The organism is Pseudomonas sp. RA_105y_Pfl2_P56 (assembly GCF_963970845.1).
Classification (GTDB): Bacteria; Pseudomonadota; Gammaproteobacteria; order Pseudomonadales; family Pseudomonadaceae; genus Aquipseudomonas; species Aquipseudomonas baetica_A.
Genome location: NZ_CAXAPL010000058.1, coordinates 17584 through 27649, shown reverse-complemented (window position 1 = coordinate 27649; position 10066 = coordinate 17584). Strand labels below are relative to the sequence as shown.

General features: G+C 47.7%; 8 protein-coding genes and 2 pseudogenes. 1 reads left to right on the top strand and 9 read right to left on the bottom strand.

Features of this window, described 5'->3' with window-relative positions:
• Positions 1-345 precede the first annotated feature (345 nt).
• The 3 genes and pseudogenes from AACY11_RS26370 to AACY11_RS26360 form a co-directional block, all read right to left on the bottom strand.
• Positions 346-624: pseudogene (locus AACY11_RS26370) on the bottom strand (2-oxoadipate dioxygenase/decarboxylase family protein); the annotation flags it as partial.
• A 437-nt stretch (positions 625-1061) separates the two neighbouring features.
• Positions 1062-1490 (bottom strand): annotated as a pseudogene (locus AACY11_RS26365) (alkaline phosphatase family protein); the annotation flags it as partial.
• Between the two features lie 27 nt (positions 1491-1517).
• Positions 1518-2267 (bottom strand): hypothetical protein, encoded by a 750-nt coding sequence (locus tag AACY11_RS26360; RefSeq protein ID WP_339496066.1) that lies wholly within the window; start codon positions 2265-2267, stop codon positions 1518-1520.
• A 127-nt stretch (positions 2268-2394) separates the two neighbouring features.
• Here AACY11_RS26360 and AACY11_RS26355 point away from each other — a divergent pair, with 127 nt between their 5' ends.
• A complete protein-coding gene (locus AACY11_RS26355) occupies positions 2395-3150 on the top strand; it encodes a hypothetical protein (protein ID WP_339496065.1) in 756 nt (251 codons plus the stop codon).
• 51 nt (positions 3151-3201) lie between these two features.
• On the opposite strand, the gene AACY11_RS26350 is transcribed toward AACY11_RS26355, so the two are convergent.
• The 6 genes from AACY11_RS26350 to AACY11_RS26325 all read right to left on the bottom strand — a co-directional run bounded on the left by AACY11_RS26350 (position 3202) and on the right by AACY11_RS26325 (position 9676).
• On the bottom strand, positions 3202-3531 hold the full coding sequence (locus AACY11_RS26350) for a hypothetical protein (RefSeq protein WP_339434274.1): 330 nt from the start codon (positions 3529-3531) through the stop codon (positions 3202-3204).
• Positions 3532-4194: 663 nt separating this feature from the next.
• Positions 4195-4722, bottom strand: a complete 528-nt coding sequence (locus tag AACY11_RS26345) for a hypothetical protein (RefSeq protein WP_339496064.1) — start codon at positions 4720-4722, stop codon at positions 4195-4197.
• A gap of 125 nt (positions 4723-4847) precedes the next feature.
• Positions 4848-5987, bottom strand: coding sequence for a YaaC family protein (locus AACY11_RS26340; RefSeq protein WP_339496063.1), 1140 nt, complete (start codon positions 5985-5987; stop codon positions 4848-4850).
• Between the two features lie 103 nt (positions 5988-6090).
• Positions 6091-7863: a hypothetical protein gene (locus AACY11_RS26335; RefSeq protein ID WP_339496062.1), complete on the bottom strand. Its 1773-nt coding sequence runs from the start codon at positions 7861-7863 to the stop codon at positions 6091-6093.
• On the bottom strand, positions 7860-8339 hold the full coding sequence (locus AACY11_RS26330; protein ID WP_339496061.1) for a hypothetical protein: 480 nt from the start codon (positions 8337-8339) through the stop codon (positions 7860-7862). The genes AACY11_RS26335 and AACY11_RS26330 overlap by 4 nt, the downstream gene beginning before the upstream one ends.
• A complete protein-coding gene (locus AACY11_RS26325; RefSeq protein ID WP_339496060.1) occupies positions 8336-9676 on the bottom strand; it encodes a dsDNA nuclease domain-containing protein in 1341 nt (446 codons plus the stop codon). The genes AACY11_RS26330 and AACY11_RS26325 overlap by 4 nt, the downstream gene beginning before the upstream one ends.
• Between the last annotated feature and the right edge of the window lie 390 nt (positions 9677-10066).

Below are 10066 nucleotides of genomic sequence, written 5' to 3'. Positions count from 1 at the left end.
CGCCGGTAACCGACATGTACGCTGGTGTTGCCATGGGAGGTGCTCCTTGCGGATAAATTTAAGGTGCCCGGGAGGCGAAATCGCCCGGTGGGTGCCGAAGACATATCAAGTAGCGTGCCAGGTTTTGTGAAGTGCCCGGGAGCCGGTGGTTAGGCTGCACCTGAACGGGTTTTTGACTGTTTTTCGTGCGGATTTGAGGTCTGAAGTGCGCAACTTCTTGCGCAGTACTGCGCAAGAAGTTGCGCACTCGTCTGTACAGAACGGATTACGTGGGTTGTAGGGATATGTCCACACGGTTATCCACATTTGAGTGCGCAAGAAGTTGCGCACAATGGCGTGTGGCCACTATTGGCGAGATTCAAGCGCAGCAACGCATTCCTCAATCGAACGTTGCTGGGTTTGCGCATACAACCCCAATTCATCAATCGTCGAGCGTCCCAGCGCCTGCTCGAATGCCTGTCGGTTGGAATGTTCGCCATAGTGGGCCTGCGCTGCATCCCCAAGGTTCGATTGAAAGATCCCCGCCGCACTGACTGGCAGGAAATCTTCGTACACCAGCGGTTCAGCTTTCACATAACCATTGCGCAACAAATCCTCTAGCGAGGCGTCACCGAGGCTAGCGGAGCAAGAAATCGTGCCCACTTGGTGGAAACCATTTCTTGGTTTAGTGGTGCTAAAAGTCTGCAATCCTGCGGAATGTCCTTGATTCATAACCAACCTCTTTATGAAGTTTCGTAACTAGGTAAAGGATTCCGATGATCCACGGTTCACCGTCGCTCTGAATTAGTACGGGAAAATTTGGTAGGTATCCCTTTTCGCCCGTTATGAACTCATAATCCGGTAGGCTTTTCGAGGTCCCACGATCGGGCGATTCGAGGAAGCACAATGTTACTGGCCTGAACTCAGAAATGAGGACTCTACGTGCGGTCGAGTCGTAGCGCCCTTGCCCGGTTTTACTTCTGATGTGATTTCTTGCCACGACGAATTATCCGGAAATGTTAGCTGTATGGGCATACAGTTTTGCGCTCGGATTATGCTGTCAATAGGGCTGCATTCGGACTATCGTCAAAGATCATCAGACTCGGCAGGTGCGCCAGTGCACGGGCGATGTTACCCAGACCAGTCTTGAAACCGTCGATTCGCGTCTGTTCCAGGGCATAGCGCTTGTGGCGTTCGGGTGTCAGCGCGGGGGCTGGCGGATTGATCAGCGTCCAGGCTGTCGGCGACCACACCAGCAAGTACATCGCCATGACTTCGGCAAAGGTCACCAGGTGATTGTCAGCGTTGCTGCTGGTGAAAATCGGCTTACGCGCACCGCCGAAAAATCGCTCACGCAACGTCTCGTTGCTCTCCAGCGCCGGTTACAAATCCGCACGGCGGTAATAGCAGGCCGGGTGTTCGTAGAGCTTGGCGCTGTCGCTGACCACAGCGCCTTCAAGGTGTTCGTCGAACAGGCCGAGGCGTTCGATCAGGGCATGAATTGCCCGCAGCGGGCGCCTTGAACCCTTAAACGAGGCTTAAGATTCGCTCTTCTTCAATTTCAGATCGAGCAGTCGCCACGCGGCTTTGCCTGCATCGTTGCCGTCCACTTGTTGCACTGAACAGTCAAACCGATACCTCACATCGTCTCCCACCATGTTCCGTGAGGTGGCGGTACTTGTAATGGTGTAGGTCTGATCCTTGAACCGTTGACTGCTGGCGTCCTTCGCGCTTGCCATCACTGTCGACGCTGAAAAGCGCATCGCACTCTTGATAAAGGGTTCGCACATCATGAAAGCCATCAACGATTTGTCCGCGTTCGGATTACTGCCTGCCACTCTGCGCAAAGCGGCAAAATCGTGGCCCGCAGTGTCCTTGAAGTCCTTCTCCAGCAGCGAAGCAGGTAGCCGTTTGCTGAAGTTCGGCAGGAGAGCGGACTCAGGTGGTGAGGGCTCGTTCTGCGGCTCGCTGGCGACGTAGGCGGGGAGGCTGTCGGAAACAGGAGCAGGCGCAGCAACGGGAGGTTCCTCAGGCGCGGATTCGGCTTCAGGCATGAGGGCCGGTTCAGCGCTCTGCTTCGCGGCGTTCTGTATCTTTGCCTGCTCGATAATACGTGCCGGCGCGAACAGCGACATCGTGACGGAAAACACCACAAACCCGACAATAAACCCCGCCCCTGCACCGAAAACGTTGCCGATAAACAGATTCCAACTGCCACGGTTTTTCACCACCCAGCGCCACATGAAACCCCACGTCGCCAGAAATGCGAGTAGACACAGAAACTCCATTCGATCCTTTCCTTAACCTGCAAAAACCTTGAAACAGCGCGTATTGATGAGGCGCGCTGGAGATGGACGGCAAGATAACAAAATAGTAGCTTCGCGCCACTTTCTTCAACCGCGTAACGGACTACACATGCCTACCGTTTCTTCTTTCTTGCGCCTGCTCAGCGCTTTGTTCTTCGCCATCGTAATGACCCCGGCACTTGCCTACTGGGATGAAACCCCGGAGGAGGCCTGGAAAGGATACCTCTCCGATTGTCAGAGTTTTCAGGAGGTAGTGAACAGAGTTCAAAACGGGACCATGACGACCAGGCAAGCGATGAACCGCGTCGACAGCTTGAATCACACTCTTTACGTCCATCGCGATCACCTCGCCAAGGCAAGCCTTGGCTCTCCCGAATATGCCCGTTGCGAAAACGTCATTGCCCAAGCGTTCGAGATCAGGAACAAGGAAGAGGAGGTCCTGGTCAGAGAGCTTCAAGAGCAATACTTCAAGGCCCAGGCCGAGCACAAGAAGACCCCGCAATACAAGCGCGCCCGCGCTCTGGGCTTTAGCGACGTCGGCGGAATCGCCAAGCTCAACGAACTCGCCGAGGAATCGGAAACCGATGGCGAAGCGTATCTGAAGACGTTGATGATTACGGTCGACTGGGAATGCGGCCGACATTTGCGCGCCGTGCGATACGTCAAACCCTACGTGATCTACACCGTCCACCCCGATGCGGGCAGTTGCACCGTTTATAAGGAAGTCGCGGTGCTGGGCGCCGCAATGGTAGAGAGGGGCGACCCCATCGACGAGGACTTGATATTTCAGTACGTGGGATGGAAGAAACTGACTGGCGCGGGTGGGTTTGCGATCAACATTCGAGTGGTAAAAGTGCTCAAGTAATCTGCAGGTTTTTTCTTCAACCTGAGCGTGGACAAGTGATCGCGCGTTCGATTACAGAATGTCCTTCAAGTAACCCTTGAGCGCGAGGAGCGGCTGATCGAGCTGCTCCAGCGACTGAGCCTGGCTGAAATCGGCTGACAGCTTGTGCAGTTCCCGTCCCAGCGGTTTCTCGACACCGCCCAACGCATCCATCGCCAGCCCCAGGCACTCATTCATCTTGAATTGAATGGTCTCGACATCGCCCCGGCGTACCAACAATTCGAAAATATCCCGCTGGTAGTCACCCATGACCATGTCGTCCCGCAGAATCGGGCTCAGGCCCTCTTCCTCGTAGGCGAGTTTGAGGGAGAAAAGGGCGACTGTTTCCAGTGACGTTTGCATGGTGTGGATCCTTGGGGCTCGGATGGCCAAGAAGCGGAAGATCAAAAGATCGCAGCCCGCGGCAGCTCCACAAGTGAGGGACTTTATTGCAGGCGAAAAAAAAGGCCTTGCTAAGCAAGACCTTTCTTAATTTTGGTGCCGAGGGAGACTGTAGTGCTCCATATAATCCGGGGCTTGCAGGCGGATTATATAGCTCGGGATACATGCGGGGATACAAGCCAGTCAGCCCTGCAGGTTCGATGGGCGATTATAAGGCAAACAGCTTGCTCACGAAGCCTACAAATTTTGATTCATGTCGTGTGGCAAGGAGCGCAGCAAAAGTAACAACCGTTGATCCTAGCGTCCGCGAACCTTCGCCTTGCCTCCGTCACTGCTCCTGCGCAGGTGAAATGACTTCCCAAGGCGATTTGGTTCTCCAGCAGGGGCATGAAAATGCAACCGGTTGTTGTGTTATGTACTTCGTGATCACCGTTGGATTGCTGGTTTTGATTGATGACGAAGGTTTGCATCTGTGCGGCCTCGCTTCAATGTGGGAGATGGGTCATACCCAATAAGAGCGCGCCGCCGATCGATACCCTAGCGGTAGGCACTCAACAACATTGGAGGTTAGCTTGGGACAGACGTAACGCCACCGACTCATTGACGCCGGATAAAAGTATTCATTCAGATCTTTTTCCCTCTGTAACCTTTTATGCCGACAGCGCTAGCGCTGGAGAATTGCTTAAATGACGTCATCGCCTTCATTTTTTCCTGAAAAGCACGCCGTTGACTGTCTTGCTTAAAAATTACGATATCCCTGGGTGCCAGTGTGTCGTCGTCCAGAAGGTGTTTCCTGACATGCCAAAGGATGTCTCGAGCATTAGGCGCAGTAGGATCGTTGGTCAATGTTTTAGTGAGTAATTGGAGGATGTCAGTCGGTAGCCACAGATAGGCTTCGAATGTCAGCTTGTTCAGGGCCCGTTGGTCATCAGGGAAACTCATCCACTCAGCAAGGAGTGAAGCAATTGCTTCTGACTTTAGGCGAACCTGTTCTGATTTCTTCCACTCTTCGAGCTTTATCGCGTACTCGTGTCCGATGGATTGTTTAATTCTCTCGGCGAACCAAGTACGCAGCAGCCAAAGAATCAAAGCGGTTCCTGCAATTCCTCCAGCACTTCCGAGTAACGCTGCCAATAGAATATCCAAATTCATGTGCAACTCCTTAGGTCTCAGATATACGAGCGCGCAAGCGACCGAGGCGCCTCGTGTGAAAATTCACAACAAGTTTAAACCCCTTTGGTTTTTGGAAACGGAACGTGCAGCTACCCGTTCAATTTTTAGACAAGAGGTGCATGAGCAATCTCCCGACCTGCGAATTCGCTAGCTAAAAGATAAATGAATTGTTGAGGGATATTGGTAACTGTCTCTTGTATGTGGCTACCAAACTTCCCTTTTAAGATCTCCTCGAATAAGTGCGGGCGGTATCGGGTGATCGAGCCAAAGTAATAAAAGCAGGCATATACGGAAAGTAGTTGCTCGATGAGGTTAGGAACCTCATTAGGTGGGCAAAGATAAACATAATTTTTTCTGTAAGGCGGAATTCTCGTCGCAGTCACCCATAGTTTGTTTTTGATAAGATTTACTAGATCCGTAATTCTGTCAGTTGCTCGTCCAGTGTAGGTCAGAGGTGTAATTTGTTCGAATTTTAAAAGTTTACGCCCATCGATTATTACGGTTGAAGCGACTTCGCGAAAGTTTTCTAGTAGTCCAGATTCTTCGAGAAGCCTCTTTCTAGTGATCCCAAAACGGCTAAGATCATCAGAAAATATATTAATGACTAACCATATCGATTTTGCTGCCTCATTATGTATGTAGTCGATCCGAGTTATTTCTACAAATCGCTCGTCTGCGGATGCGGCTTCACACCATACTCGATGACCTTGTAGCAATTGTGGAATTAGGAGCTGCAGGTCATAAACTTTTCCTGACGTTGGAAATTTATTTCCGAAGAGGGCCTCCTGGAAGTCATCAAAAACATTGGCGTCTGAAGGTTTTGATCTAAATGCCTTCAGAAACGAGCTATAAAACTCGGTGCCACCTGGATGTATTGCTTCTTGAATACCATGCTGCGCTCGAGAGTATTCTTGCTTTAAGCCTTTTAATAATACAAAAGCTTTTACTAGGTTCAGGAAGCAGTAGTAAATCAATAGTGGTCGAGTTGTAACTAATGAAGAGTTATTGGCAGATTTGAAAAAATCTTCAGCCTGCGCTAAGAAGGCAATAGCTTGGTCTCGCGACACACCCGTTAAAGTATCCTCAACTGCCTGCCGCATGACGCCCCACGGGTTGGTGGAGAAAATACGAGACTGTAGTCCATAACGTCTATTAGTCCGAACGACTGGATGAAAAGAAAACGGAATTGGTCTACCTTTTACGGTTAAAACCGTGCCAGTTCTGGGAGTTGCTGTGCGAGCCATGGTTCATCCTTGATTAAAATGGTAAGTCGTTCTGTCTCACTGTCCATGTGGAAGCGATCAGGGAAATATTTGTATAAAATTCACGCTTTGAGCTTATTTATTCCTATGTTTCTGGGAATTTACTGATCTCGTGGAGAAACATTTTTTGTTTCGTTCCCTGAAATTTTGGCTCCCAATCAATATCTCGGCTATCACCTTTATAGCGGTACTCGGTACCAGAAATTATTATTTGGATGCCTGTCGCAGTGGCAAATATTTTTAGTGCTTCTATGAAGCGTCCTAGATCGACGCCATGCATGTCTTGTTGTTTTGGTGTGTCGAAAATGATGAAGGATATTTTCTGTTTGTCCATCATGCAGAAACACTCCAGTAGAGCTGCATGATAAGCGAGAATCACCCTTATACGTGTGCTGCCACCCAACTGCGAAATTCTTTCTCCACCAAAAATTGGAGTGAAATCGTTTTGGAATGTAATTTCGCTCGAAACATTATTTGTGTCGAGTATAGCCATCCACTTCAACATGCTGGAGTTGAGTGTATTGCGAAACTTTATGATCGAAGGATTGGTTTGTCCGCCAATTTCAAGTTCTTCTTTGACTGAAATTGCTTCGTCTTGAAGTGTTAACGCTTCCACGTATTTAATCGAGAGGGTTTCTAGATGCAGTATTGATTGTTGCTCTTGCTCCAGGCTGAAAATTCTTGAACTGGTTTGTGATACTGCTTCGACCAATGCCCTAATTTCCGAAGTCCCTGATAATCCATTTCTTTTATCAATTAGGGATGCTACTTGTTCCTTAAGCTCATTTCTTCGTTTTAGGATTTGCTCCGAGCGTAATTTGCCAATATTAACGTTTCGCTCCAAGTCTTTTAGCTGGTCTTTGAGATATAACAGGTTTTTCCCATACGAATCTGAACTAAAAGAAAATAACTGGCAGCCCGCCGAGTTGCAAATTTCTTCAAAAGAGGTAAATACTCTTTTTGCTTCTTCGTTCAGACTCAGAGTGTTAACTTCAGTTTCTATCTCGGCGTGGATCTGTTGAAAGCTTCGATCTCTTTTCGCAATATCGGATAATTCTCTATCAAGCGCTCTGATGGAGTCGTTGTTCATTCCGATGATTTCGTCTAGCGCCTCGGTGGAAGCATTTTTGTTAGCTGAGCTAGACTGCAGTTCTTCCAGCCGCTGATACAGCGCCTTCAGTTCTTGAGTAATTAATTCTTTATTCCCGGATCCGTGAATTTTGTGAGCGGCCTCGTATTCTTTTTTTAAAGAGTAAACCTGTCTATCCCGAACCTCTAATTCGCGTCTAGCGTCAATAAGCTTCTTTTTTTTGTCGAAAGCATTTTTGGGTGGAAGTCCGAGCAGTATTCGTAAAACTTCTGACGCTTGGTCTTTGAGAAATGAATGAGCAGGGCTGTAAAATTTACGATACCCGTCCTCTTGATCAAGATAAAAAATAGGCAGTAGAGAAGAGAAGTAGGGATTTGCAGCTTTTTTTTCGTCTACTGCTACGAGAGGCTGTATATCGAGATTAAGTATTTTAAATAAGTGTCGAGTGTAGTCGAGTTCATTGTAGAAGCTTAGTGTCGGTTGACCAGGGGCGGATATCTCTACATCAAAAGTCTTGGTAAAAGCTCGGCGCGCTGTAAATACTACCCCTTGTATGAATATGTCTAGCTCGGCCCTTAAGCAATGATCATAAATATCATCCCTGAAACTGCTTGGGTAGCCAAGGCAAAATACTATTGATTTTATAAGCGGTGATTTGCCGCAGCCGTTTGGTCCGAAAAGTTGAGTGACATCAGCTCCAAACTCCAAGTCTTCTGAGGCCCAGCCGTTTACACCACGAGGCAGTATCCTCAGTCTTAAAAGTCTCATATTAACTCCATGTCTAATTGCCGATTCACACAAACGTTTCTATAAGCGCGTCGTATCATGGAAAGGTTATAAGAAAGATCGTCGTCATTTGAAAGTGCACGCTCTATAACTTTCTGTCCTAAGGGTGTCGCTATCATGCGGTTGTCAGATTTTCGAATCGTTACTAATTCTGAACGTTCTAGGAAACTTATTGCTTTGACGGTACGAATGCGCAATATCGCGGACCATCCGATGTGCTGCGAGGAACCCTTAAAGCCAACCATCGCGCTTTCGATCGACTCTCCTACCAGTTGGCCAATTTCGGTAATCGAAGGTTTTCTTTTTTCCTTTGATAATAATAGAACGACTATTGCAATGAGTGGGAGTTGGAACAAAGCTTCATTATTGAGATGATATTTTTTTTGGACTTCTTCGTTGGTGAACGAAATCTCTATGTTGCGTTTGCTAACGCTTTCAAAAAACTGTTCATAATTCATGACTTGCATCTCACCAGAGCTGAAAAAAAACCTCCAAGTAAAAGGTTCGGGTCAAGGTCGAAGATAATGCCTTGGTCCGTGAGGCGCTTTTTCAATTGAAGTATTATCGGATTGGCATCCGACAATTTTAAGCTCTTACCGGATTTAAAAATACTGTTGAATGATTCATCTATATAAGAGTTTATTGAGATTATATCGAAGTCTGAAAGTCGATTGCGGTTTTCTCTCAGCCAAATATCCCAGCTGGTTTTGCATCTGGATGCATATTCTATTTCGTCATTACTAGCACCGGCAGATGCAAGCGCTCTTTGAATTACCGATGCTGATTTTATGGCTTTTGGATCATCGCCTTTGAGTAGCGCCTGATATGCTTCTCTGGAAATACTTAAAAGGTCTAGTAGGTCGTTAATCTCTATTGATGCATTTTCATTGATTGTTGATTCATTTAGATTAACTATTTTTCCTGAAGATTTTTTCGATGTCAGCTCTAACAATCCTATGATGATTTGCTTTGACTCGTTGTGGTCGAGATCAATCTCGCTGTAATCATATATAGAGCTTCTTGCAAGGGATTCGAAGTTGTGATTTTTTTCTTTTATATACTGTACGTCTGTTTCAAATCTCAGTTTAGCCATTCTAGCCAAGGCATCACTTTCGCCAATCTTGGAGGGGCTGTCTGGATTGAAACACTCATTAAATTTTTCAGAAAGGAATTTTACATACTCGTTTGTTGAATCTTCTGCAGTTAAACAATTCGCGATAGATTCAACCAAGTCGTCCAAGTGCGAGTTAGTCATGAAGACTATTTCGGCGCAAGTTTCTGGAAATGTAATTGTATGCTGTAATAGTTTGCCGCCAAAACTATCCTTGACGAGCTTTGGATCCTGGTCTGCTTTTTTAGATTTGGTAGACTTTTTTAATCCGAATATCTCGTTTATTGTCCAGTTTTTATTTGCTTTGCCTCTAGTTTTTACTTGTACAAATAAATAGTTGGGGCGGCCTGACTTTATTTTTCTAATGACGAAGTCGTCATGATAATCGCAATATATCCTGTCAGTTTCTCCGCCTTCTAGTATCGCCAGTGCCGCTAAACTGGCGGCGCGCACCTGCGCTTTATAACGTGCAAATGTGTCGCGTCCTACTTGTTCTCTTGGCTTGGCAGAATAAAATTCGTCATCAACATCCATGATTGTTCCGTAATTTATCATCGCATCGTGCCCAGTTGGCCGTGCTGGCGTATTGCCCTGCCAGCTAGAATTAACCAAGTTGGCCACCCCCGCAAGTCTATTTAGAGGTAAATGGTGGTTGCCTCCTTGTCTGGTCTGATAGCTGGTCATCGTCTAGCAATCCGTCTTCACAAGCATTCAGTACTGGTTATGCCTACAGTATGTTCAGATCTGTGCGGTTGTCGAAATGAATATGCAAATATGACGTGAAGCTCGAGAAAAGACGGACATCGCTCTCAGAATCTCAGCTAGAGGAAACCTGCGAGTCTGATAACCCGTGTAGGGGGCCCCCTTAAGGAGGACCCGTAAAATCTGCCGCTCCGGCCCCCTTCGCCCGGGCGGAATCAGACACAGCAGATCTGAGGATTTGGAGCGATCCGCCGCGTCCGCTCGCGCTGAAGGTTCACGCCGTGAACAGGGGCGAGGGGAACGCTAACCCGTAGGTAGCGAAAACGCGGTGTTCCATGTGTTCCATGTGTTCCAGAAACGCTAGGGACCACG

Bases quoted from the DNA above. Each gene is read 5' to 3' on its own strand.
- AACY11_RS26360 (WP_339496066.1), bottom strand. From the start codon at position 2,267: ATGGAGTTTCTGTGTCTACTCGCATTTCTGGCGACGTGGGGTTTCATG.
- AACY11_RS26355 (WP_339496065.1), top strand. From the start codon at position 2,395: ATGCCTACCGTTTCTTCTTTCTTGCGCCTGCTCAGCGCTTTGTTCTTC.
- AACY11_RS26350 (WP_339434274.1), bottom strand. From the start codon at position 3,531: ATGCAAACGTCACTGGAAACAGTCGCCCTTTTCTCCCTCAAACTCGCC.
- AACY11_RS26345 (WP_339496064.1), bottom strand. From the start codon at position 4,722: ATGAATTTGGATATTCTATTGGCAGCGTTACTCGGAAGTGCTGGAGGA.
- AACY11_RS26340 (WP_339496063.1), bottom strand. From the start codon at position 5,987: ATGGCTCGCACAGCAACTCCCAGAACTGGCACGGTTTTAACCGTAAAA.
- AACY11_RS26335 (WP_339496062.1), bottom strand. From the start codon at position 7,863: ATGAGACTTTTAAGACTGAGGATACTGCCTCGTGGTGTAAACGGCTGG.
- AACY11_RS26330 (WP_339496061.1), bottom strand. From the start codon at position 8,339: ATGAATTATGAACAGTTTTTTGAAAGCGTTAGCAAACGCAACATAGAG.
- AACY11_RS26325 (WP_339496060.1), bottom strand. From the start codon at position 9,676: ATGACCAGCTATCAGACCAGACAAGGAGGCAACCACCATTTACCTCTA.